Genomic DNA, 26,021 nt, shown 5'->3' on the forward strand with positions numbered 1-26,021 from the left:
GAGCTAGCAGTATACTAAAATCACCATATTTTTAGCGTATTAAATCCAAGTCGGCGTTTAACCCAATAAACCGCAAGTAGATTCTGACTAGTGATCGCTATCGCTGTGGCGAGCGCACTGCCCATAACCCCAAAACTAGGTACTAGGATGAGCGAGAGAACTAAAGCCATTGGACCTGAAATCAGTACCGTATTTCGCAATTCACGCTCGTAACCACACATTGACAACAACAAACTCACTGAACCCGTAGCAACATTAAGTAACTGAGCCACAGCTAATACTTGTAACAAAGCAGCTCCTTCAACAAAGCTTTGCCCAAACAAACCTAATAACCAATGAGGGAAAACCAACATAAAGATACAAATTGGAGTGGCAACCAACAACATGGCTCGCACCCCTATACGGCAAAGACGCTGTAGTTCAACATAATTGCGTTGTTGGTATAAGACAGAGAATTTAGGCGCTAATACTAAGTTTGCAGCCATCAGAACCAAAGCACTCAGAAGTGCAATACGTTGTGACACGGCCAACAAAGCGATTTCTCCAGCATCAACCCATGCTCCGGCAACTAACTGCCCAGACCATTGGCTACTTTGGTTCATAAGCATAACCACCCATAGTGGAATGCAACTAGCGAATATCTTAGACCAAGCAATCGGACTGCTTGATGGGCTGTTCGTCTTAGGCAATGCTCGTCGCCAAAGTAAATAGCTATGTAGACCTGCAATTAAAGCTGCCAAGCTTAAGCACCAAGCCGCTTGCCAAGCAAAATGCCATGCTCCAAGAACAATTAAAATACTTAATAACATTGGCATAGCGATATTTAGACTGTAAACACTGGCACCAATGCGCGACAGGCCTTGCAGTGCCATAGCACACAAGCTAAATCCAGCAATTCCAACGACTGCAAAGCTCATTGCACGTAACACCGGAGCAAGCTCTGGTTTAGAAAACACCCAATTTGCTATTCCGTCGGCGGCTAATACCATAAGGCAGCATAGCGCCAATGCGATTAAACAGCTCAAGGCCAAGGCACGATGCAGCAATTCGATGATGGCTTGCCGGTCTTTAAGTTGATGTAATTGAGCACTAAACCGCAGAACTGTATTATCTAAACCGAAGCGGGATAATGCAGCTAAAACACTGACGAGACTGAAAGCCAAAAAATAGTAACCCGATTGTTCTAGCCCAAGCTGTCGGCTGATGATCAAGCTCAGAATTAGCGCCGCAACCGCACCGATAACTTTAACCAAAGCTGCCCAAACCGCTTGCGTCAGCAGATTGTTTGGTCCACGAAATCGCTTAAGCATTACTGAACTCTTGATAGAGCAACTTGAGGTCTGATTGTAGACGCTCAGCCGTATGCTGTTGCTGAATGAGGTTTAGGTTCTCTAGAGCTAAATCGCGAGCTTTGGTTTGGGCTTCTAACCATGATTTAACCCCATCCATCGCGCTTTCCACATCGAAAAAACAGTCAAGCCCTTCGCTGGTAAATGGTCCAATTGCACGTAGCATAATTGGTATTTGTAATTCTGCGGCTTCAAGAACAGATATAGGAAAGCCATCCCAAGCCGCCGTGTGTAAATACAAATCGCTTTGGGATAATTGCAGTAAGGCTTGCTCTCGACTAAGCCAGCCGCTAACTTCAACCCCTGCTTGGCTTAAGACTCTACACCCTTCCGTCTCACCACCACCGATCCACACAAACTGCGCTTTACCTTCAAGAAATTTGGCAACCTTGGCAAAGTATCGATAGCCTTTTTGCTCACTCACACGTCCAAGCATCACAATTCGAGGTTTAGTCCGTATCGGCGCTGAAATACTATGCACCGAATTGTCAATGGGCTCGCAAATGTTGGTTAGTGTCAACGCGTGTGTTGCACCGAGTTGCTTGGCACTTAGGGTCTCGTGTTCCCCGCAGCCAGCCACCACAGCCGTTCGTTTAAGTAGCAGCTGCTCAAGGCTACGGTAAAGGCTCTGTTTCCAACGCGCACTATTGCGGAAAAAAGCGTAACCATGGGGGGTATAGACGATTTTTGACCTTGCAATAAACGGCAGCAATCGACCAACGCCACCGGCAAAACTTGAGTGTAAATGCACCACATTTGGATCTAGATCTCGCATCCACCGGCGTAACTCAAGTAAAGAAGACAAGGAACGAGAAACCAAACGCTGCTCAGAGAATAAGTCTCTGGTTTCTTCACCAGTTGCATCATCTACACGGATCGTTGCGAATAGAAAGTGTTCGCAGTGTGGGCTGTGTTTCACATAGCTATGGATAGCTGCAGTAACACCACCACCGTAGGACTCAGCGATGTGTAGTACTTTGGTCTTGCTCATGATATTCCTTTTGAGACAGCACGGCTAAACGTTGTTTTCGCCTAAACAGCAAGCTGGTAAGGGCCAATGGGATGCCTAGAAAGAAATAAGCTTGCAGCATATTGGTGTTTACACCATCACCAATAACAAAAACCGCGATTACTGCTGATACGACTAAGCTCCAGCTATTCGTCGTTTTACATTTATTGTCGATTGCGCGTAGTAAGGTTCCCGTTAAGAAAGCGCCAATAACGACACCTAACCAGCTAAAATTGACATACCAACTACCTATCGATGTTATTGGCCATCCGTTTACTTTCTCGTCTTCGTAAACTTGCCGGAACCATTGCCCAATGAAAAAAGTACTTGGTTTTCCAGCCCATAAGAATCGTGGGATCCAGCTGACCAAGCCATTGTAAAAATCTTCTCCATAACGATAAGGGAATACCGTCCCCACGTCCCGTGTTGCCAAAACTAAGCCATCGTACTCGGCTAGGTGCATTGATAGCGATAGACTGCGGATTTGTGAGCTATGCTCAAGTGTCGGGCCTTCATAGCCTCGCGCATTATCAAACAATTGATCGCGTCCCTCTCGCAAGCCCTGTAGTAACACGGCACAAGCCAGCACAATCAATATTAACTTTGACATTTTGATGTTGGGTAGTAGGTAATACATGGATATCACCAACACTGCAAACACATATCCTACAAATGTACGGTTACCCCAACTGTAAATGATGGCTAGGTTGACCAAGATTGCGCCAATAAAAATAAAGCGCTGCAATCGAGACAACTGTTGTTTCGCGGTTGCGACAAAGCCAATCACACTAATAACCGCCGCTAAGGTGGCTATTTCACGGAAAATGTATAATCCCGCCGCGCCTTTCTCAATTTTTACAAAGTACATGAAATTGGAGATCGACCCCATTTGAAGAACTAATACCGCGGTACACAGAAAGCTAAAACCGCTCAAAGTCAGCGTAAGCATCATTAAAATCGAAGGGTGACTTTTTTGAGCGCGATTAGGAATAAAACTAGCCATCAGTTTTTCAAGTTGACTACCACGTGAGTAGCTTACAACCAATATACAAACCCACACTAAAATGGCCAAGTTGGCTAGCAGCATGGCGTCGTTATAGTTTCCGATGAACTGGTGGTCAGGGATGGGGGTATCGAGATCAAAGAGGAGAAGCATTGGTCTAATACCGACCAAAATAAGCATTAACCCACTAGAGGCTGCAAACGCGACCCGTCTGGTTCTAAGCGCCTTTAAAACCGCATAGGATAAAATTACGCTATAGATTAACCACAACACATAGGGCATTTGAAACTAGGCACCTTGACAATAAATGGCTTCAACGCGTTTTAAATACTCTTCACAAGAATACTCTTGGATAACTTTGTTTCGCGCCTGTAGACCTTGATCTCGATGAAGTTCAGGCTGCGATACAAATTCAATCATCCCCTGCGCCAACTGTTGCTGATTATTAACCTCTATTACTTTGCCAACACCCTGTAAGACCTCGCAATTTGAGCCAACGTTTGTCGCAAGCACTGGTAACGCACAAGCCATTGCCTCAACAATCGCATACGGCATCCCCTCATACTCCGAAAAGAGCACAAAGGCATCAGCGACCTGCAGTAGGTCAACAACATCATTGCGTTGACCTAAAAGCCGAACCCTAGAGCTTACCGCAAGCTCAAGTTGTTGCTGATACTTAGGATGGGCATCATTACCGCCAACGTGCACTAACAACGCATTGCTTGGAGCGCTTCGCACAAACTCTTGAACCAGTTCCAAAACTTTTTTACGTGGCTCTATCGACGCTACGCAAATGAAAACATAGTCATTAGCAGATATCTCTAGTTGCTCCCGCAAACGGGCTCGCCGCTCAGGGATGGGTCGGTAGGCATTGGTGTCGACTGGGTTTGGCAAGCACAAGGAGTTTTGCGCCAAGGCAATGCTTGGGTTCACATGCGTTTTAGCGTAACCAGGCGTACCATGAATAATAATGTTAGAGAATAATTTAGGAGCCAGTTTCGCCATCAAGTTAATCGGAGTATGAGAAACCTGTAGGCGTAAAATACAGCGCTTTTTTTTGTAGTAACGTAAGTAAACAAGCAAGCCAAAAAAGTAAATATAGCTGCGATAATTGTTACAAACGACGAGCTGGTAAGGCTCGTTTTGCTTAGCATAGTTACGAATGCATTTGAAATTAAACCAAATCAACAAGGGTAAAGTGATTAGCGCGCTCAACCACTTTAAGTTTTGCTTGCCATAACTATTGAGTTTGTTTGGTAAGCCCCAAATCTGGGTTGAAACGCCGGATTCTTCAGCTTGCACAGCAAAATCACCAGGTTCTGCAAGCACCATGTCTACACTTGCTAAGTCGCTGTCGATGAAATGCCTAGCCCATTGCAACATGTTAAAAGCACTGCCATACATTAAGCCACAGCGCTCTAACACCAAAATTTTCATTTTTTGCTCCAAGCACTTAAATCCAATCCAAAGACTTGTGCGAGTTGCCTATTCTTACCATCAAATTGCTGCTTTAGTTGCTCTATAATAGCTTTGTCTTGTTGTTTTTCACTAAGGTTGCTAGGTGCTTGATTCAATCGATAGTATAGCGGCCGTAGCCAATCCTTGAACCCTTTACTACGCACAAATGGTGCAAACAATTCTTTAAGCTTATTCAGCTTGCGATTGCGAATTACGATGCTCTCGTTAGCTTTGTTAAAGTCAAAGTCTTTATAAAAATCCGCATCAATCTCTAACCAGTCACACAATCGGCGCATCCCCGCTTCTGGATTACGAATGAAGTCTTCAAATACGAAAATTTTCATGTTCTTTTGACCAATCGCCGACTGCCATTTTGTTAAATAATCAACGTAGTTACTTTGCTCGATACATTGCGATATTTGGTTGTTCTTATTAAATTGTTGACCTTGCTCCAGCATACCTAAGAATTGCTCAAAGCTAATTGAGCTATCAATCATGGTGCGGGTATCTCGAAAATAGCGAAAGGTAGAGTAAACCCGCGCAGCCGGTTCACGCACGAAAAACACCCCTTTCGTTTGGTATTTTCCTGCGTAATTAATTGCGGATTCTTGATATAAGTTTAAGGTTGTCCCATCAACTATATGCTTAGCACTTTGCTTAAAGAAAGCGTGGTAGGTTTCCTCGCCATGCTGACTGATATTAGCTCGGGGATTGAATTTCCAATCATGGCTATCCATTAAGTAAAACAGCTCTTTTTCCACACCGCCGCCAACCTCTGGATGAGCAATCAACCAATCATAAACAGATGTAGTCCCACATTTTGGAGCACCAGCAAGCAGCAAATTAGGTTGGTTCAAAAACATATCCTTTAGGTCTGGCCTGATGCCATCGATAGAAGCTGCTATCCAAAATCAGCATAGCAACCCTCAGAACAATTTAGTGCTATCAGGCTTTTTGTAAATCGCGGTAATAGTTGTAGTACTTATATTCTTTTTCGTTCTTTTCCGAAATCTGATTCAAAATTACGCCATCGACGGCCACATTCACGTGAATCAACTTCGCAATGCTTTGAGACACTTGCTCAAAACGGGTGCTATCCGCTTTTACCACTAAAATACTAGCGGTAGTGAGCCGGCCAACTATCAATGCGTCACTAACCGCGCTGATGGGTGGCGTATCAATAACTATTTTATTGTACTGGCGGCTTAAATCACGTAGCAAATTTCTAAATCGAGGAGAACTCAAAAGCTCTTGCGGATAAGGCGATAGCAGGCCTGCTGCCAATACGTGCAAACCACTTTTTTCATGCACAAATACACAATCTTCTAGGTCTGCGCCCATCACTAAAAGGTTACTCAACCCCGGATGACTACTACTAAGCCCAAAGCGCTCCCCAACCGAAGGTTGCCGTAAATCACAGTCAATCAAAAGTACCTTTTCCATACCAGCCATTGCTTGGGCTAGATTTATGGAGACTGTCGTTTTACCTTCCCCCGGTACCGAGGAGGTAACCGATACAAACTTTCGTTTACTTTGCGCTAGGCTTAACATCATGGCAGTCCGAACGGTGCGAATCGCTTCAGAGAATCGAGTTTGCCGTTTATCATAGAGTACCGAGGCATCGCTAAGTTCTTGGCTACCAAAGCGACGTTTTTTCAACATTGGGATAACGCCCAATGGATGCAAGCGTAAGCGGCTTTCAATATCAGATGCTTGGGAAATCGTGTCGTTTGAACTATGACTGGCAAAAGCAAGCAGCACTGCGGCGATAAAGCCTAGGATCAGAGCCACCAAACTAATTAATTTTTTACGTGGTTTTGCTGGCTCTAAAGGTGCTGTTGCATAGTCCGTGAAACGTGCGATTGCGCTTTGGAAATCTCCAGTCACCGAGGTTTCTTTTTGGCGCGTCAGAAATAGGTCGTAAAGACTACGGTTACTGGTAACTTCCCGCTTTAAGGCTTCATAACTAGCACGTTTGATTGCAAGCGACTGAAATTCTTGTTTTTTAGCATCCAGTTCAGCCTTTAAAGAGGCTTCTTGTTGCCGGGCACTACGCAGCTCTTTACTAATCCCGGAGGCTAAGTCTTGTAGCACTTCTTTAGCATTCGCTCTAACCGATTGCAGATAAGCTTGGGCTTGCTGCATTCGATCATGCTTTGGGCCGTATCGTTTTGAAAGCTCAGATACCCGGCGCTCTGCATCAATCTCTGCTAAACGAATATCGCGTAATTGCGGATGGTTTGCATTACCGGCTAACGATCCTAAACCTGCCAAGCCAGATCCTTGATTCTCTTTGAGAAGATAAAATATCGATTCAGCCGCAACCCGCTTGTCTCTGGCGTCAGATAATCTACGGCTTAGGTCTGTCAATTCCGTACCCGCTAAACTATCAATCCCGCTGACATCAACTAGACCCTCTTGTTCTAGATACTCACTGAGTTTATCTTCAGAATCTAATGCCGATTGCTTTAATGTCTCAACCCGAACGCTTAACCATTCAGTGGCTTCACGACTTGCCATTAAACGAGCTTCTAGATTCGAATCTATATAAGTTTTACCAACAGCATTGGCGGCGGCAGCGGCGAGTTCCGGATCAATAGAATCAAACGAAATTCGAACCAACTGAGTATTTCTGATGGGGGTTATGGTGAGGCTTTGCTTAAATTTATTTAATACTCGTTGTTCAAGACGCTGGGCTGCAAGCAAGGGATCCGACTTAGCCGGTTTAGGTAAGAAACTTAACCAATACTCAACATCAATATAGTCGCCAATTGTAGGCTCCCAATGGCGAGCAAGCGCTTTTAAACTTGCAAAACGGTCGTTCACGCCAATAAACTCTGCCCGACTATACAAATCCAACTGTCTAGAAACCTTACGCGCTATGCTACGAGTTTTAAGAAGCTCAAATTGTGTGAAGTAGTATTCTTTCTTACTCGAATCAATACCATATATTTCATCGATACTAACCACTGCTTTAGGCTGTTCAGACTCAATTAGCAAGACCGCAGTCGCTCGATAAATCGGCTGCACAGCCATCAGAGAAACGATTGTCGCGACCAATACCAAGAGCGTAAATAGACTGATGAAAAACCAGCGAGACTTAAGAACGTCAAAATAGAAATTAAGATCGATCAGGTCGGTATTGGGAACGCCATTTAACTTGTTTTTGGCCTTATTTATAAGTGCTGGTTTCAAAAGAAGCGCCTTCCTACCATGATAATGTCACCGGGATCGATACTGAGTTTTAAGCTGACCTTACTTTTATCATCTGCCCCATTACCAGGGGTTAAGGTAATATTTCCATCGTAAGCGCGTTGCGAAAACCCTCCCGCTAAGGCGACCGCCTTTTCTATCGTCAATCCAGGTTGATATGCATATGCGCCGGGCTTTTCAACTTCGCCATTAACAAAAATCTGCCGATAGCTAACTACATTTACGGCGATTTTCGGATCGATAAGGTAATCACCAGCCAAGCCATGTTCGAGACTCAACTTGACCTGCTCGGGCGTTTGTCCACTAACTTTTATTTTTCCGAGATAAGGATAATTGACCAAGCCACTGCTGCTGACCATGACTTGCATGCTAAGATCTTGTTCTTCATAAACAATAATGTCTATCACATCGCCAGGACCTAATCGATAGTCAGTATTCTCTTGCCCCCACACTAAGCTTGGGACTAAGAATAAAACGAAGACTAGACTTAGCCATCTCATTTAGTAAGCGGCCTTAGACACAAAGCCCTTAAACACGGTCAGAACGACAATTTTAACGTCCATCCACAAGCTCCATGACTGTATGTATTCCAAGTCATATTTGACCCGCATTTCCATTTTATCAAGGGTGTCCGTTTCACCACGAAACCCGTTAATTTGTGCCCAACCCGTAATCCCAGGCTTTACTTTGTGACGCAGCATATATCGGTGTACCAGTTGACGATATTCTTCGTTATGCGCTATCGCGTGTGGCCTAGGTCCGACAATAGACATGCTGCCTGCAAGTACATTAAAAAACTGAGGAAGTTCATCAAGTGAGGTGCGGCGAAGGAAACTACCAAAGGCTGTCACTCGAGGATCGTTTTGGGTAGCTTGCCGAACCTCATCCCCATTATCTTGGGTAGACATGCTGCGAAACTTCCAAACTTTAATGGGTTTGCCATAGAGACCGTAGCGGTCTTGTTTGAATAAAACAGGCCCTGCTGAGCTCAATTTTACGCCGATCGAAATAAGCAACAGCAAAGGACTTATCAGCAACAAAATTGCCGCAGACAGTATTATATCTTGCAGACGTTTAACCAATACGCTCCCCCCACTAAATGGGCTGTCAAAAACGCTAATTGTGGGGATATTGCCGATAGGAACCCAGCGGCTTTGCATCAAGTTGTAGGCGAAAAAGTCAGGGACTAAGTGGGTGGTAACCGTGGTATCTGAAAGTTGGTTTAAAAAGTCAGCGATACGCTCTTCAGAGTGTACTGGTAGGGCTATATATACTTCGTCAATCTCGCCTTCACGAGCGAGTTCAAAGGCGCGCTTAGTACTTTGATACTGTCCTTCGTCAAGTTGAGGCAGGCGCTGCGGGCTTCGGTCATCAAAGAAACCTACAAAGTCGATCCCTAATTGTGGATTGGCTTCAAACTCTTGAAATAATCGATTTCCACAATCAGTCGCACCAATAATTGCAGCTTTTCGAGACATATAACCCTGAGTTCGCATCATATTGTGCAGTTGTCGGTAGGCAACCCGCGCAACCGCCAAAGCAATTGGGGTAATGACTATCCAAGTACCAATTGCAAATCTAGAATACTGCTCAGAAACTTTTAAGAAATAGCCGAGGAATGTGAGTACTAGTGCCGAAAAAATCCAAGTAAGGGCGACAGTTTTTAGCTGAGAGAATAGGTCTATAGACTGCATGTGCCGATACAATTGCAAGTACTCGGCAATGATCAAAAATAAGGCATACATAGTAACGCCCATTAATTGATACTGTGCTTCTAAAGCTACCCCCCTAAGTTCAAGAGCAATTTCTAGAACAATAAACACGATAGCTAGGTCGGTAAGGCGATAAATCGCTGCAAACTCAATTCCACTAGCCCTAATAAGATCTTTACGACTACCCATTAACCAATCCTTGGTCCAGCACCATTTATTTAAATCAAACCACCATCGCGGTGTTAAGACTCCACGCTGAGCGAATCAATTTGTGCGCTGCTATACCTTGCCAGCGCCACGTAAAAGTTAGGGTTTTATACGACTAAAGTCAATTCCTAATCAAGCCGCTCGTTACTACAATTAATAAAAATGCAACATATGCACATAATTTAGAGTAAAAACCCCTGAATTATAAGCTTCTGTTTTATGTGGTCTTTTCGGGAATGGGTAAAAAAGTAAAGAGGAGTACTCCAACATCGAGTATTCACACCTATGTTTAACAGCTCATAAATGGGTCGTTTATACGCAAAAACACTCTAGAAAACGCGGGCTTTACAAGAAAAAACGAAACAGGCTTATCATTCTCGGTCAGCGGTAAACAACAAGACTCCATAAGCACTTGTTTAAGGGCAAGAATTACGTACTAACAACTCGGTAGACAACACGTGATCTTCGAAACTTTGTAGCTGCAACACAATATCAGCGGCAATCCGACCTTTTTCTCTCAGTGGCTGATGCACAGTAGTGAGTTGTCGCTCCATCGCTTCAGGGATATCATCAAACCCGACCACACGTAATTCTTGCGGTACTTTGATGCCAAGATCTCGTGCAGCATCCAAGGCAGCCAGGGCAATTTTGTCGCTCATACATAGCAGCACATTTGGTCGCTCTGGCGCCGACAAGATACCCCTTGCCATCACCCGAACCTGCTGCTGGTCGTTATGTGGGAAGTTCCATAGACTAATCATGTCAGGTTTAACTTTAAGTCTGACCAGTGCCTCTCGGTAACCTTCTAAGCGGCGCCTAGAAATCGACTCTTCAATACCGAAAAGCTCTTTATCTGCAATTAGTCCCGCTTGAATAGCCGATGTTAATCGTAATCCAAAGATACTTACTCGTGGATGCTCAACCGGCGCTACCGCGTGCATAGCAGCTTCGCAGGCCGCTTTCTGGTTATCAACATGTACCGAAACGCTTTGCCCAAAACTCGCCGTAAAGTCAACCGTCACTAAAGGCTTGCCCTGATGCTCCAAACGACGCATTAAGCTTTCTTTTAGAGGTTGCCCATAGACGATATACCCATCAGGGATAGTTTGAACTTGGCTGCTTTGATAGTTCTCCTCGCAGCTCGGCAGCAGCAACATATTTACATGTTGCTTATCCAGTGCATTACCTAGCCCTTCCAAAAATTGATTGGCGACGGGGTCGGAAAAATTAAACGACAAAGTGTCGGCAAGCAACACGCCAATAATCCCAGTTTTACCGGTACGCAAACTGCGCGCACTCATATTGGGCCCGCTGTATCCAAGCGCTTCGCACTGCGCAAGTATGCGCTCTCGGAGCTGTTTAGATAACTGATCGGGGCGATTAAAAGCGTTGGAAACTGTCGCCTTTGAAACACCTATCTGCTCAGCCATTTCTTTCAAGGTTAGCTTGCGGCCTGCCGTTTTTTCCATCAATACGTATCCATGTATTTAGTCATTTGAGCCCAGGGTTTCGACGCTCAAGCTCGTTTCCAAGCGGCGCATCTTAGCATGAATTTCAATATCCATTGCGTCACCACTTAAGAGACGAACTTGGGTTTGCTTTGGATTAACGTCAATCTCTATCTGTCTTCCGCGCCATGTCAGACAAAAACTATAGCCCTGCCAATCGGGTGCGAGGGCTGGTGCTAATTTAAGATGCTGGTCAGCTAAGCGCACTCCTGCAAAGCCATAGACTAAACACTGCCAAGTACCTGCAAGGTTGGCAATATGCAAGCCATCGCGCGTGTTGCCATGAGTATTATCCAGATCCAAGCGCGCCGTTTGCGCAAACCACTTACCAGAGACATCCAATCGACCAATCCGCGCTGCCATGATGCTAAATATGCACGATGACAAGGACGAGTCATGAGTCGTTACCTGATCATAGTAATCATAGGATTTGGCCATGGTTTGTTCGTCACTGATACCATCTAGTAAATAATGAGCCAACATCACATCTGGTTGTTTACTCACTTGATGGCGATAGATAACTAGAGGGTGGAAATTAAGAAGCAATGGGTACTTCGATTTCGGTGTGTTCTCAAAATCCCAAACTTTTTTGTTTAGAAAACTATCGTCTTGAGGGTTAATTCCTAAGCTCTCGTCAAAAAGTAATAACATTGCGTCTGAGGCAGCTTGCCATTGCTTTAACTCAGCGGCATCTAGGCCAATTTGACTTGAAATCCGACCCAAAACATCTGGAGCTTTGTTTGCCAGTTCAGCGTGCATTTTTACGGCCCAATTCAAGTTGTGTTGCGCCATTGAATTGGTATAAAAGTTGTTATTCACGATGGCCGTATATTCATCAGGCCCGGTAACTGAATCGATGCAAAATTGTCCTTGTCGATTAAAATGACCGGTTTCGAGCCATAAACGAGCGGTTTCAAATAAAACTTCAGCGCCACATTCACACATAAAGTCAAAGTCGGCACTTGCCTTCCAATACTGCGCAAAAGCCCATGCAATATCTGCGCTTATATGATACTGAGCGGTACCTGCTTCAAAAAATGAAGAGCACTCGTCACCATTAATGGTACGCCAAGGAAACAATGCACCCTTTGTGTGGCCCAATTCCCGTGCTCTCGCTCGTGCTTGATCAAGCGTATTATAGCGAAAACGTAGTAGGTTTTTAGCTAGCTCAGGTTGAGTTAAAATGAACACCGGTAACACGTAGATTTCGGTATCCCAAAAATAATGTCCTTCGTAGCCCTCACCACTTAAACCTTTTGCGGCTATATTGCTTACCGCATCTTGGCCAAGTGATTGCAATAATTGAAACACGTTAAAGCGCAGGCCAAGCTCAAGCTGCTCATCCCCTTTGATCGCGATCGCCGAGCGATTCCAAAACTGCGACAAATACTGGGCTTGCTCACTGGCCAAGGCTTCAAAGTCGAAAGCACTGAAGGAATGTAATAGTTCTAATCCTTGTTGCGCCGGCATGGGGTGACGTCGAGTATCAGTAAATACGGCGTATTTGGTCATCCGCACAGCTGAACCTGCAGCAAAGCGCACAACAGTTTTAGCTTGGTTCTCCGCAGAGCTAAACTCTTGGCTTTGGGTTTCGCTACAGCGATGATAACTACTTAAGGCAATTTCAAGCGCAGATGAATGCGTCTTTGCGACAACTTGTGCAAACCCACCGGCAACGCAATCGGTAGGCCACAATAACTTAGCGTGCCCACTTGCAACCCGAACATCATCATCGGTGGTAAAGTTCTCGATAGATGCGTTAATACTACTGCGTATCTCAATGGGTTCATCAAAGTTCAAGGCTTTAACTTGATAGTCGATGACAAAAAGCTCTCGTTTTACAAAAGACACCATGCGCCTAATTTCAAGCTCAATCTCTAAACCTAATGGGCTACGCCAATGAATTTTTCTAAGGCTGATTCCGGTGTCAAAATCAAGGCTTCGCTCAAAGCCCAAAAGTTCACCAGAAAATAAACTGAACCGTTCTAGTTGATGACCTAAATACAGCTCAACCGTTTGAGCATCTGGAATATTCGGTAGTTTTTGCATTGTCTCAGGAAAACCAAAACACTTTTCGCCGTAACTAATATCTACATTTTCATAGAATCCATTGACGTAACAGCCTCGAATTGAAGCCATGTCTTCGGCATAGCCTTCTTCGAAATTACCCCGTACACCAAGGTAGCCGTTGCCTTGGGCAAATAAACTTTCGTTAACCAGAAGTTGTTTGGGTTCTAGGGAGTTGTCTTGTAGTTGCTGACCCATACAGAGTTCCTTAAAGATCTAAATTAAGCATTTAATGCATCTTAGTTTGCGCACAGATCGTCTATATGGCTAATAGATTACTAAACCTTTGTGATGTTGCTCACGAATTATTCTGAACCGGTTAAGTCTCATTGGCAGCAGTCGCCACTCAATCATTTATTTCAAAAACGTGACGAATGTAACACTAATGACTGCCTGCGTATGATTTAGCGCACAAAAATGCATTGCATAACTTGCTCTTTATTCGAACTAGTCTTTAACTGAAAGACGAAACTAAACCGGTTCAGTTATTCCTTTCTTGTTTAGTTCTTTGTCAGCTCGCTGACCGCGCAAATGTTTGCGCATTGTTGCGCTCCTCGTTTTGGTGGGCGTAATTACGTGAAGTAAAATGCTTAAGGAGAAAAGCGATATGAAACCCACTATTTTATGCAGTGCCATTGCATTAACACTCGCAAGTAACATGGCTCTTGCTGATGGGCACCTGAAATATGCACCAGGAGAAAACAGCGATTTCAGTTGGGAAAGCTACCAAACGTTTGCAGAGAAGACTGACCTAGCTGGCGAAACTCTTACAATTAGCGGTCCATGGCTCGGTCCAGACCGTGAGTTGATCGAATCAGTTCTTGCCTACTTCCGTGAAGCTACCGGAGCCGAGGTTAAATACGCTGGTTCAGACTCATTTGAACAACAAATTGCAATTGATGTTCAAGCTGGTAGCCCACCGAACATTGCAATCTTCCCACAACCAGGTTTAGCGGCAGATTTGGCTAGCAAAGGTTTCCTTACACCTCTTCCTGATTCAACAGGTGCATGGGTTGAAGAAAACTATGCTGCTGGTTCATCTTGGGTTGACCTAGGTACCTACCCTGATAAGGCGGGTAACAAAGATTTATTCGGTTTCTTCTACAAAGTTGATTTGAAATCATTAGTTTGGTTCTCACCTGAAAACTTTGAAGATGCAGGCTACGAAGTTCCTGAAACCATGGAACAGCTAAAAGAATTGACCCAACAAATTGTTGATGATGGCGGTACACCTTGGTGTATTGGTCTAGGTAGTGGTGGTGCAACTGGTTGGCCGGCTACTGACTGGGTAGAAGACATGATGTTGCGCACCCAATCACCAGAAGACTATGACAAATGGGTTACTAACGAACTTAAGTTCAACGATCCTAAAGTCATCGAAGCAATTGAAGATTATGGCTGGTTCTCTAAGAATGATGCTTACGTTTATGGTGGCGCAGCTGCTGTAGCGACAACTGACTTCCGTGACAGCCCTAAAGGTATGTTTACTTCTCCTGCACAATGCTACATGCATCGCCAAGCTTCATTTATCCCATCGTTCTTCCCAGAAGGTACGGTTTTGGGTGAAGATGCTGACTTCTTCTACTTCCCTGCCTATGAAGGCAAGGACTTAGGTAAGCCTGTTCTTGGTGCCGGTACAGTTTGGGGTATTACCCAAGACGCACCTGCTGTTGCAGCGTTCTTTGAGTTCCTCCAAACACCGATCGCCCACGAAATTTGGATGGCGCAATCAGGGTTCTTAACGCCGCTTAAAACTGCAAATACTGAAGTTTACGCAAACGAAACACTTAAGAAGCAAGGTCAAATTTTGCTTGATGCAACAACCTTCCGCTTTGACGGTTCTGACTTAATGCCTGGCAAAATTGGTGCAAGCGCATTCTGGACTGGAATGGTCGACTATAGTGGTGGCAAAACTGCAAAAGAAGTAGCAGATAGTATCCAAGGTACTTGGGACGCTATCAAGTAAGCTCAATCACACCAAGCCTCAGGGCTTGGTGTGACTTTCAACCCGGTCAGCTATAGAGGTTCAAATGGACCAGATTTATTCCGCTTTATTAACAATGAGCTTGGGAGTTGCAGGATGTATCCTGTATTTCTGGGGTTCAAATTGGCTACTTGGAATTATTTTCCCGTTCCGTGGTCAAAGCCATGAGCAAGCGGCGCGTAATCTACGTATTGCCAGCTCAGTACGTCCTTGGTTATTCCTTGGACCAGCATTATTCTTCCTATTTTTATACCTAGTTTATCCAGTCATTGATTCGCTGCGTCTTTCATTTATGGGCCGCTCCGGCGAAGAATTCGTTGGTATCAGTAATTATGTTTGGCTATTCAATGACCCTGAGTTTCAAGAGTCATTAAAAAACAATGTCCTGTGGCTTCTCATCGTTCCTGCGGCTTCTACATTCTTTGGTTTAATCATCGCTGCACTTACCGATAGAGTTAGCTGGGGAAACATTGCCAAAAGCCTTATCTTTATGCCGATGGCTATTTCGTTCATTGGCGCATCGATCATCTGGAAGTTTATCTACGATTATCGTCCAACCGGCAGCGACCAAATTGGTCTGCTAAATGCCTTCGTTGAATACCTCGGCTTTGAGCCTCAGGCATGGATTGCAGTACCTTTTTGGAACAATCTATTCTTAATGATTATTCTGGTTTGGATTCAGACCGGCTTTGCAATGGTCATTCTATCTGCGGCGCTACGTGGTATTCCTGAAGAAACTGTTGAGGCTGCTGTTCTTGATGGTGCAAATGGCCTACAAATATTCTTCAAAATTCTAGTACCTCAAATTTGGGGGACGATCGCCGTTGTTTGGACGACGATTACCATCACAGTACTCAAAGTTTTCGATATTGTGCTTGCGATGACCAACGGGCAATGGAACAGCCAAGTACTCGCCAATATGATGTTCGATTGGATGTTCCGCGGAGGCGGTGACTTTGGACGAGGCGCGGCAATTGCGGTGATTATCATGGTTGCTGTTGTTCCAATCATGGTTTGGAATATTAGAAATGCCCAAGCACAAATGGAGGACCGTTAAGATGTCGGCAACTCAAACACAAGCGCGTTCTTCCACCTTGGTTCAACGTATGAAGCGTATTTCGCCACTTACAATTGTGGTCCATCTGTCAGTACTATTGTTAGTTATCATGTGGACTATTCCAACCTTTGGCTTGTTGGTTTCTTCTATACGAGACAAAGATCAACTCGCGGTCAGTGGTTGGTGGACAGCACTTTCATCATCAGAGCAAAACTTAATTGCACGCACCAATGCTCCGAGCACTCAGGTTTTTGAAAATGGTGTCTACATTCTTAAAGGGAACATTGCGCCTGAGGGTGAAAGCGTTGAAGTATTAGCCTTTGGTAGTTCCTCACAGGACCCTTCAGCCTTTGAACCTGGTACCACAAGCACATTGCGCAACGGCAATACTTTAAATGTTGAAACAAATGGTGATTACGTTTTTAGTTCTGAAAAAGAATTTACTGGTAGCCGCGGTAAACGTATATTTTACCAAGCGGTCGAAAAGCCTCGATGGACATTAGATAATTACCGTGAGGTACTTAGTTCAGAAGGCCTGGGACAATCGTTTATCAACTCTTTAACGGTAACCATTCCTGCAACCATTATTCCAATTCTAATTGCTGCCTTCGCCGCCTATGCACTGTCTTGGATGCAAATGCCATTTCGAGGTCTGCTACTGGCGGTCGTCATTGGTTTGCTCGTTGTACCACTACAAATGTCTTTAATTCCCTTACTGCGTTTGTATAACGAAATAGCCATGTACTTTGGAGTTGGTGCTAAGTCCTATTTGGGCATATGGTTGGCCCATACTGGGTTTGGCTTGCCTTTAGCGATTTATTTATTGCGCAACTACATCTCTAACTTACCGCGCGAAATCATTGAATCGGCTCGCGTTGATGGCGCAACTGACTTTGATATTTTCCGCCGTATTGTATTGCCGCTGTCGTTTCCAGCATTGGCATCGTTTGCCATTTTCCAATTCCTATGGGTTTGGAATGACTTACTGGTCGCAACTGTATTTTTAGGTAACGGCGACGAATTCCTAGTGCTAACCGGACGTCTTCGCGAGTTACTCGGTTCACGCGGTGGTAACTGGGAAATTCTAACGGCTTCGGCTTTCGTGACAATGATTGTTCCAATAACTGTCTTTTTCACCTTACAACGATACTTAGTGCGCGGCTTGCTAGCCGGCTCTGTTAAATAGATTTTGGGAAGTCAAAAATTATGACTGGATTAAAGCTTACTAATATTAAAAAATCTTACGGGAAAACCGATGTAATTCATGGGGTTGACCTTGAAGTACAAAAAGGTGAATTCATTGTTTTCGTCGGCCCCTCGGGCTGCGGTAAATCAACATTGTTACGAATGATTGCAGGGCTTGAAAGCATCACCGACGGCGACTTAGAAATAAGCGGCGAACGAGTAAATGACTTGCCTGCCGCTATGCGCGGTATCGCGATGGTTTTCCAAACTTACGCCCTTTACCCACACATGACCGTGTACGACAACATGGCATTTGGAATGCGTATTGCAAAAGCTGACAAAGCCGAAATAGAAAAACGCGTGACAGACGCAGCAGATATGTTGCAGCTAACGCCGTATCTAGATCGCTTGCCAAAAGCACTCTCAGGGGGTCAACGTCAGCGTGTCGCGATTGGTCGTGCTATTGTCCGCAATCCAACAGTTTTTTTGTTTGATGAACCGCTATCGAATTTGGATGCTGCGCTGCGGGTTGCGACTCGAATTGAAATTGCTAATCTAAAAGAAGGCTTGCCAGACACAACCATGGTTTATGTAACCCATGACCAGGTTGAAGCAATGACCTTGGCCGATAGAATCGTAGTTTTGTCTGCGGGACTCATCGAACAAGTAGGCACACCACTTGAGCTTTACAATAAGCCTGCCAACACCTTTGTGGCTAAGTTTATTGGTTCACCAGCCATGAATATATCTAAAGCAAAACTAAGCAAGGCTGGAGATTCAAGTGTGTTAGCGCTGCCTAATGGCAATAGCTTTGAAGTGCCTATATCTAGCGCTGCTGGTCTTGAAGGGCAAGATCTTGAGTGGGGCGTTCGTCCAGAAGATATGTTGATTTGCCAAGACAACGACACCGAGCTACTTAGCGGCAGTGTCATGTTTATTGAATCTTTAGGCGAAGTGACTTTACTGCATATTGATTGCGGTGGTGAAGACAGCGTTGTAGCTAAGTTACCTGGTATTGCTGACGTTAAAAAGGGTGACCAAATCAGCCTGACAGCACCAGCTGATAAATTGCATGTGTTTGATAATAAAGGAGTGTCGTTTCTTTACCTTTAAGTCATAACGCAGCACGTACTCGCGTGCTGCGTTAAGCTCTACATTCGTCCCTCGATTACTATCTGGAGTTATCCAATGAGTGCCATACTCTCTCGCATCCCATTTACGCGAACTCTTATCGCAAAGGTTACTCTGGTCATTCTAGTTATTATAATGCTTATGGGTTTCATCTCGGTGGTTGCATTCTTCAACCAAAACAACGCTGCACGTCAAGTGGCTAGCCTAACCGACGAAATGCTACCAGCCTTGCATTTAAGCGCGTTGATTCAGCTTGAAACACAAAATGCCAATAAGGCCGTATCGGAACATAGCGCTGCCAAGCAATCAGACTTAAAGTTAACCCAAGAGCAAGCCTTTACCCAAGCTATATCCGAATTCGAAACTAGCCGAGTTGCACTAACCCAACTCATGCAATCCAATTCTCAGTGGCAAGCCCAAATTGAACAAATCAATCAACAAGCGCAAGCGAGTTTTAGTACCGGGAAAAGCCTAATTGAATCGCAGAACTTACTGGCTGAGAAAGAAGCGCACTTCCAAACCAAGTACCAAGGACAAAGTGACGCTTGGCTAAGCTATACCGATGACATGAAAATTGTAGACCGAGTTTCCCAGATCTTAGGTCAACAAGAGGACTACTCCAAAGCCAACTTGGCAGCAGATATTACCTATACTGTGCAAAAAGTTGCTAGCTTGCGCGGCGACATTAACAAAATTTACGCGTACCAAACTGTATCAGAAATACTAGACATTCAAGCTACCGCTGAAGGTGATTTAAAACTAGTCGCCCAGCGCATGGATAGGCTAGAAAAAGGCTCAGAAATTGTATTCGAAAAATTGGGCCCTTACATTGCGCTGCTTAATAGCGCATTCATCGACCAACAAGGTCTTTTTGCTGCCCGCTTGCAGGTGCTAGAAACAATCGAAACTAGTAATACTCAGCGACAAAAGTTTGCGAAAGAAGTTGATTTCGCTCTGCATGAGCAAGCTAACTTTTCAGATTTAGTTGGGGAGCTCGCTGAAAATGTAAAACAAAACCTTGATGATACTAATATGAGAGCCAGTTCAACACTGGTCACAGCTTTGTTGGTATCCTTGGTTATTTCATTTTTGGCAATGCTAGGACTAAGACGCGCGATCAAAAAGCCGCTCAAGCATATTATTGAAGTTTTAAATCAAGTTAGCCGTGGGGACTTAAGTCGTAGTACTGACATTCAAGGCCAAGACGAATTCGCTCAAATCGCTACTGCAATCAACACTGTTGTTTCGCAACTACACGCTATTATTTCTCAGCTAAGCAAAGACAGCGCGGACATGCAGGCTCTTGCTAATCGTAATAGTGCAATTTCGGCCGCTAGCCAGCAAGCCTCCAGTTCACAACGTGGTGATATAGACAACATTGTTGCAGCGATCACGCAAATGGAAGCCTCATTTACTGATGTATCCAACAATGCTCAACAAGCTCAAAAACAGGTTGAAACATTGCATGAAGTTGCCGAACAAGGGCAAGCAATTATGCAGCAAAACATCGGTTCAACAGCAAGTCTCATTGAGCAAATAAAAGCAACATTAGAAAATAGCAAAAGCCTAGATGGTGCAAGTAAAGACATTGGCCAAATCTTACAAGTCATCTCTTCAATAGCGGATCAAACCAACTTGCTGGCCTTAAACGCCGCAATTGAAGCAGCTCGCGCTGGAGAACATGGTCGCGGCTTCTCAGTGGTCGCCGACGAAGTACGCAGCTTAGCAAAACGTACGGGGGAATCTGTCGAACAAGTTGAAACGTTAATAAATCGTTTGCAAAAAGACAGCAGTGCGGTAACCGTCGCCTTGCACCAAAATGCCGAGCAAATCGATGTCAACGCGGCTCAGATCAGGGAAGTAAACGAAAACATGCAAACCAGCCATCAGTTGCTGGGAGAGATTTCGCAACAAAGTGAACAAATCAGACTTGCAACAGACCAACAAGCAGCTACAGCAAGTGATGTATCTCAGCACATTCACGCTATTTCGAATGATTCTAACGAGAATCAGAATCGGATTGACGAACTTAATGGGCTTGGACAAGAGTTACAAGTATTGGCTAAATCCCAAGATCAACACAGCCATCAATTTACGCTCTAAGCGCTCTTTCAATAAACTTAAGAGTACATGCTCTTAAGTTTATTGTAGAGCGAATTAACAAGCTCAATACACTCGTCTCAGATGCAGTTGAAAGCTAGTACCAATCACTTGCTATTTAAAGACAAACTCGCCACTTCCACCTATCAAGGTAATAATTTGTACTAGCGCACAAACCCCACTATTACCAATCCTACTCATTAGTTGGTCGTCATTAGCCGTATATAGATTTGCTTGGATCAAGAAAAAATGCGCAGTTACTAGTTGACCTAATGACAAGTTTTTTTGACGCTGAGATAAGTGACTGTAGTCGACTAAACTGATATAGAATTAGTGGGATTAGTATAAGCTCAGAGTGACCACCTAACTTACAAGGATAGTTTCCATGGCTGGAGCCAGCTTATTAACACTTCTCGATGACATTGCGAGCTTGCTAGATGATGTAGCGATACTATCCAAAGTTGCAGTCAAAAAAACTGCTGGGGTGTTGGGTGACGATTTAGCTGTAAACGCTGAGCAAGTCAGTGGCGTCAAAGCAGACCGCGAACTTCCTGTGATTTGGGCAGTCGCGAAAGGGTCCTTTAAAAACAAATTTATACTAGTCCCAAGTGCTTTAGCGATTAGTGCATTGATTCCTTGGCTAATTACTCCACTGTTATTATGTGGTGCCTGTTTTCTATGCTTTGAAGGGATAGAAAAAATTAGCCACTGGTGGCGTCATCGCAAGCTACAACCAGGCCAGAAATCAAGCCAAGCCCAGTCTCAAACAATGAGCAAAGCGCAAGTTCAGCAATTTGAGCAAGAAAAAATTAAAGGCGCAATTCGAACCGATTTTATTTTGTCGGCTGAAATCGTGGTTATTGCATTGGGCACTGTTCAAAATCAAAGCTTACAAATGCAAGCTATTGTTGTCGCTACCATCGCCATTTTAATTACAGTCTGTGTGTATGGTTTGGTCGCTCTGATTGTCAAAATCGACGATTTAGGCTTATGGATGTTAGAACGCGGGCGAGCAAATGATAACTCACTTAACCAGTCCATCGGCCAGGGATTACTTAACTTTGCTCCGTGGTTAATGAAATCCTTAAGTGTAATTGGCACCATCGCCATGTTCCTAGTTGGCGGAGGTATCTTCAGTCATGGGATCCCTTGGCTACATCATTTGTCCAATTCTCAAGCCGATGCTTTCGATCATCTACCCACGATAGAACAATTTTGGGGGCCGATAAGCCCAGTTTTATTCAACTTTGGACTAGGGATTTTGGTGGGAACGCTGGTGTACTTGGTTTACTTAGTTAGTAATAGGATTCGCGGTGCGGCGCATTAGCACGACTATGTTAAGGATCGGCGATAAGCTATAACTGAGTCAGGTAAACCACAAGTTGTAGCAGTGACACCGCTAACCTAAGTCGAGGTGGATATAGCTTTCAGCCCTGACTTACGATCTTATTATCGCTCTTTATTTTCTTACATGACTGTTTAAGAGTCTTAAACGTAAACTATCTTAACCGCTAATATGTCGAACTAACGACGTCACCAACATTGCCACCTATAAGCTGGGCTTAGCCTTTGTGCTACATCAACTAACTTAAGTTTTCGTATTCTTATTTAAGACCGCTGACGGAGAACTAGATGCAGCTCTTGTTTCCAAGACTATCTAGTAGCGGTTGTCGACGGCGCAGCTATTATGTCTTCAGTTCAATTTAGTGTGCAGCCACAAAAAGAGCTTGATGCTTTTATTGCATTGCAACAACACGCGCCCTATGGCTAAGAAGCGATCATCACGCGTTTTTTAAATTGGGCGCTGAAAATAACCATAACTCGATATATGGGCGCTTTGCGCCCATTTTAGTCAGTATCACCAAGCAATTGGTAAATCTAAACCATAAAAATAATAGGTTAGTAAATGGACATTAAGCACTCTACAAGTGAATTTCAAATTAGCCACCAAGGGCGAACTATAATTGCTCATTCCCATAACCGGCCCGCTTTCTATTTAGGTCGCGGCGATGCGACGTTTAATATGTATCGTGGTAACTTTGATATTGCTGATTATTTAACTGAACGCCTAGCCTTGCGTCAATTTTCCATTCAAGAAAATAGCGACAACACGCGAATCGATTTGAGTATTGAAGGTACAACTCAACTAAGCCTCATTGTGACTAGCACAGCGCAAGGACGCCTAAAAATTGCCTTCGAAGCTGCTAGCGATGATTACAACCGAATTTGGCTTCGTGTTGATGCCAAGCCCAGCGACAACATTTATGGATGCGGTGCGCAGTTATCGCATTTCAATCTCCGCGGTAAAGACTTCCCGTTGTGGACATCAGAGCCCGGAGTTGGTCGCAACAAAGAAACCTACACCACTTGGCAAGCGGACGTAAATGACAAAGCAGGCGGTGACTATTACACCACCAACTATCCTCAACCAACCTTTATCTCCAGTCAAAAGTATTTCTGTCATTTACAAACCACGGCTTGGGCTAATTTCGATTTCCGTCATGACCAATTCCATGAACTGCAATGCTGGGAAATTCCGGAGTATTTGCTGTTTGGCATGGAAGACAACTACATCGACCTGATGGAAAATTTTAGTGATTTCTTTGGCCGACAGCCCGAACTCCCCGAATGGGTCTATAACGGTATTATCCTTGGCATTCAAGGTGGAACCGACTTCACTGTTGAGCGTGTCGAACAAGCGCGTAAGGCCGGGATCAAAGTATCGGCAGCATGGTGCCAAGATTGGCAAGGTATTAAGTTCACCAGTTTCGGCAAAAGGTTGCAATGGAACTGGCAGTGGAACCCTGAGGTTTACCCCGATTTGGACAAGCGCATCCATGAACTCAAAGAAGATGGTATTCGCTTTTTAGGGTATATAAATCCATATGTGCTGCAAGACTACCCGCTCTACAATGAAGCCAAAGAACTCGGCTTACTAGCAAAGAAAATCGACGGTAGCGACTATGTTGTAGATTTTGGAGAGTTCGATTGCGGTGTTGTCGATTTTACCAATCCCGAAGGTGAGCGTTGGTATAAAGAGGTGATCAAGCGTGAAATGATCGACTTTGGCCTTGATGGTTGGATGGCTGACTTTGGCGAGTACCTACCAACTGATTGCGTGCTGCACAATGGAAAAAGCGCAGAACTTGAGCATAACGACTGGCCAAGGCGCTGGGCTAAGATAAACCATGAAGCTATTGCAGAGTCTGGCAAAACCGACGACATACTTTTCTTTATGCGTGCTGGTTACACGGGTATACAGGGCTACTGTCATACACTTTGGGCTGGTGACCAAAGCGTTGATTGGTCAATGGATGATGGCTTAGCATCGGTAATTCCGGGGGCTTTATCCACAGCCATGACCGGCAACGGTATTCACCATAGCGATATTGGTGGCTATACAACGCTACACGGCAACAAACGCGATCAAGAGCTGTTGCTACGCTGGACCGAAATGGCTGCATTTACGCCGATCATGCGCAGTCACGAAGGTAATCGGCCTAACGATAATCACCAATACTTTGACGACCCAGCAAGCATGGCGCACCTCGCTTCAATGACGCGAGTCTACACGCATCTCAAACCTTACCTAAAACAAATTGTTGCCCAAAACGCTGGCAAAGGCACGCCGGTACAGCGGCCATTGTTCATGCACTACGAGCAAGATGAAACTTGCTATGATATCCAGTATCAATATCTGTTAGGGCCTGACATTTTGGTTGCACCGGTACATCAAGCCAAGCAAAGCGAATGGGAACTTTATTTGCCAAAAGATGAATGGGTACATGCCTGGACTGGAGAGGTTTTCCTAGGTGGCTGGATCACGATAGCAGCACCAATCGGAAAACCGCCCGTGTTTTATCGCAAGGCCAGTAAACATAGTGCGTTGTTTGATGGACTAGTCGCACAGCTTTAAATAGCACAAACTGGAGGCAGTCTACGGACTGCTTTATTAGTTCGAATAACGGTAAAGATTCCTATTCGAATCACTTTTGATCAGTTAGGTAAGATGCAATGGAAATACCAACGCGTATTTTTGAAACGGTCGCTTTTGAAACTAAGCAGCTGTTAATTGGAGAGCATGAATTTGAGCTCAAATCCATTACCGCAGAGCAAACACTTGCGTTGCGCCAAGCGGTGCTATGGCCTGATTATCCACTAAGCCAAAGCCGCGTAGATGATGATGGTTTTGGCTTGCATTTAGGACTGTTTTTCAAAAAAGAATTGGTCTGCGTTGCTTCTTTGTTTTTGCAGCAAGGAAAACTGAGGCTGCGCAAATTCGCCTGTCAAACCAGTTTACAAAACTCAGGCTTAGGCTCAACAGTGCTACATGAAATTATTCGTATGGCAAAAGCGAATCCAGGTATTGATACGTTCTGGTGTGACGCGAGGCAAGATGCACTGGGGTTTTATCAACGATTTGGTCTATCGCAAAACTCAAAACTCTTTTATAAGCACAATGTTGCCTATGTAAAAATGGAGATGACTGTCTAAATCACCATTTTTGATGCTGTCTCCTAACTGACGCTTAACTGTCACAACTAAGTCATAAATCCTTGCTGTAATACGCTCGTTTTCTGAATTAGGAAGAAATATGGCAGCCATAATCCCCATCAACGGTAAACAATTTTCACGTAAAATGCGTCAGCAAGGTATTCCAGCATCCATATTGGCGATGCGTTGTAGTTGTCCTATCGACAAAATATATGCCGCGCAGAAGTTAGACCGCGTGCCTCGGCGCTATATTGAGGCTTTACAGCAACTAGCGGTCTAGATTTCAACCTTGTTTAATACCTTATTGCTAGTCTTGCCAAAGTCCTTGCAAGCTGCGAAAAACAACAGCGCTCCCATTGGCCCTCAACGCCTTTGTCTAAATAAACTATTCATTTCACTGTATCTCGATAAACATCTCACAAGCTAAAAGCGCCCCAAGAAAGCGCTTACACGAAAGCGTGCCAATTGAGCGAATTAAATTCACTTAATTCGCTCAACTTCTCGATTAGTTACGGAAATTCGCTCTCTAAAGTCTAATAAATAG

The 26,021-nt window shown here is 44.4% G+C and carries 19 protein-coding genes; 9 read left to right on the forward strand and 10 right to left on the reverse strand.

The window, feature by feature from the left end; genetic code table 11:
* Window positions 1-20: 20 nt before the first annotated feature.
* The 10 genes from DBZ36_RS19380 to DBZ36_RS19425 form a co-directional block, all read right to left on the reverse strand.
* Window positions 21-1,310, reverse strand: a complete 1,290-nt coding sequence (locus tag DBZ36_RS19380) for an oligosaccharide flippase family protein (protein WP_120356635.1) — start codon at window positions 1,308-1,310, stop codon at window positions 21-23.
* The gene (locus tag DBZ36_RS19385; protein ID WP_120356636.1) at window positions 1,303-2,340 is read right to left on the reverse strand and encodes a glycosyltransferase; all 1,038 of its coding nucleotides are present in this window, start codon (window positions 2,338-2,340) and stop codon (window positions 1,303-1,305) included. Before DBZ36_RS19385 ends, DBZ36_RS19380 begins: the two co-directional genes overlap by 8 nt.
* Window positions 2,309-3,643 carry an O-antigen polymerase gene (locus DBZ36_RS19390; protein WP_120356637.1) on the reverse strand — a complete coding sequence of 445 codons (1,335 nt, stop codon included), beginning with the start codon at window positions 3,641-3,643 and terminating at the stop codon, window positions 2,309-2,311. Before DBZ36_RS19390 ends, DBZ36_RS19385 begins: the two co-directional genes overlap by 32 nt.
* Window positions 3,644-3,649: 6 nt before the next feature.
* On the reverse strand, window positions 3,650-4,798 hold the full coding sequence (locus DBZ36_RS19395; RefSeq protein ID WP_120356638.1) for a glycosyltransferase: 1,149 nt from the start codon (window positions 4,796-4,798) through the stop codon (window positions 3,650-3,652).
* Window positions 4,795-5,676, reverse strand: coding sequence for a sulfotransferase domain-containing protein (locus DBZ36_RS19400; protein WP_158589155.1), 882 nt, complete (start codon window positions 5,674-5,676; stop codon window positions 4,795-4,797). Before DBZ36_RS19400 ends, DBZ36_RS19395 begins: the two co-directional genes overlap by 4 nt.
* An 88-nt stretch (window positions 5,677-5,764) precedes the next feature.
* Window positions 5,765-8,014 carry a GumC family protein gene (locus DBZ36_RS19405; protein WP_120356640.1) on the reverse strand — a complete coding sequence of 750 codons (2,250 nt, stop codon included), beginning with the start codon at window positions 8,012-8,014 and terminating at the stop codon, window positions 5,765-5,767.
* On the reverse strand, window positions 8,011-8,532 hold the full coding sequence (locus tag DBZ36_RS19410) for a polysaccharide biosynthesis/export family protein (RefSeq protein ID WP_120356641.1): 522 nt from the start codon (window positions 8,530-8,532) through the stop codon (window positions 8,011-8,013). Before DBZ36_RS19410 ends, DBZ36_RS19405 begins: the two co-directional genes overlap by 4 nt.
* Window positions 8,533-9,933 (reverse strand): undecaprenyl-phosphate glucose phosphotransferase, encoded by a 1,401-nt coding sequence (locus DBZ36_RS19415; protein ID WP_120356642.1) that lies wholly within the window; start codon window positions 9,931-9,933, stop codon window positions 8,533-8,535.
* A 434-nt stretch (window positions 9,934-10,367) separates the two neighbouring features.
* On the reverse strand, window positions 10,368-11,420 hold the full coding sequence (locus DBZ36_RS19420) for a LacI family DNA-binding transcriptional regulator (RefSeq protein WP_120356643.1): 1,053 nt from the start codon (window positions 11,418-11,420) through the stop codon (window positions 10,368-10,370).
* Window positions 11,421-11,438: 18 nt separating this feature from the next.
* Window positions 11,439-13,724: a glycoside hydrolase family 65 protein gene (locus DBZ36_RS19425; protein WP_120356644.1), complete on the reverse strand. Its 2,286-nt coding sequence runs from the start codon at window positions 13,722-13,724 to the stop codon at window positions 11,439-11,441.
* A gap of 409 nt (window positions 13,725-14,133) precedes the next feature.
* On the opposite strand from DBZ36_RS19425, the gene DBZ36_RS19430 reads away from it, so the two are divergent.
* The 9 genes from DBZ36_RS19430 (at window position 14,134) to DBZ36_RS19470 (ending at window position 25,757) form a co-directional block, all read left to right on the forward strand.
* Window positions 14,134-15,492: an ABC transporter substrate-binding protein gene (locus DBZ36_RS19430; protein WP_120356645.1), complete on the forward strand. Its 1,359-nt coding sequence runs from the start codon at window positions 14,134-14,136 to the stop codon at window positions 15,490-15,492.
* 64 nt (window positions 15,493-15,556) lie between these two features.
* Window positions 15,557-16,567: a carbohydrate ABC transporter permease gene (locus tag DBZ36_RS19435; protein WP_120356646.1), complete on the forward strand. Its 1,011-nt coding sequence runs from the start codon at window positions 15,557-15,559 to the stop codon at window positions 16,565-16,567.
* A 1-nt stretch (window position 16,568) separates the two neighbouring features.
* Complete coding sequence (locus DBZ36_RS19440) at window positions 16,569-17,753, forward strand: carbohydrate ABC transporter permease (RefSeq protein WP_233558190.1); 1,185 nt, start codon at window positions 16,569-16,571, stop codon at window positions 17,751-17,753.
* Window positions 17,754-17,773: 20 nt separating this feature from the next.
* The gene (locus DBZ36_RS19445; protein ID WP_120356648.1) at window positions 17,774-18,865 is read left to right on the forward strand and encodes an ABC transporter ATP-binding protein; all 1,092 of its coding nucleotides are present in this window, start codon (window positions 17,774-17,776) and stop codon (window positions 18,863-18,865) included.
* Between the two features lie 75 nt (window positions 18,866-18,940).
* Window positions 18,941-20,986: a methyl-accepting chemotaxis protein gene (locus DBZ36_RS19450; protein WP_120356649.1), complete on the forward strand. Its 2,046-nt coding sequence runs from the start codon at window positions 18,941-18,943 to the stop codon at window positions 20,984-20,986.
* 382 nt (window positions 20,987-21,368) lie between these two features.
* Complete coding sequence (locus DBZ36_RS19455) at window positions 21,369-22,310, forward strand: DUF808 domain-containing protein (RefSeq protein ID WP_120356650.1); 942 nt, start codon at window positions 21,369-21,371, stop codon at window positions 22,308-22,310.
* 579 nt (window positions 22,311-22,889) lie between these two features.
* Window positions 22,890-24,899 carry an alpha-glucosidase gene (locus DBZ36_RS19460; protein WP_120356651.1) on the forward strand — a complete coding sequence of 670 codons (2,010 nt, stop codon included), beginning with the start codon at window positions 22,890-22,892 and terminating at the stop codon, window positions 24,897-24,899.
* A gap of 98 nt (window positions 24,900-24,997) precedes the next feature.
* Complete coding sequence (locus DBZ36_RS19465; RefSeq protein WP_120356652.1) at window positions 24,998-25,477, forward strand: GNAT family N-acetyltransferase; 480 nt, start codon at window positions 24,998-25,000, stop codon at window positions 25,475-25,477.
* Window positions 25,478-25,577: 100 nt separating this feature from the next.
* Window positions 25,578-25,757 (forward strand): hypothetical protein, encoded by a 180-nt coding sequence (locus DBZ36_RS19470; RefSeq protein ID WP_120356653.1) that lies wholly within the window; start codon window positions 25,578-25,580, stop codon window positions 25,755-25,757.
* The last annotated feature ends 264 nt before the right edge of the window (window positions 25,758-26,021 follow it).

The organism is Alginatibacterium sediminis (assembly GCF_003610775.1).
GTDB lineage: Bacteria > Pseudomonadota > Gammaproteobacteria > Enterobacterales > Celerinatantimonadaceae > Alginatibacterium > Alginatibacterium sediminis.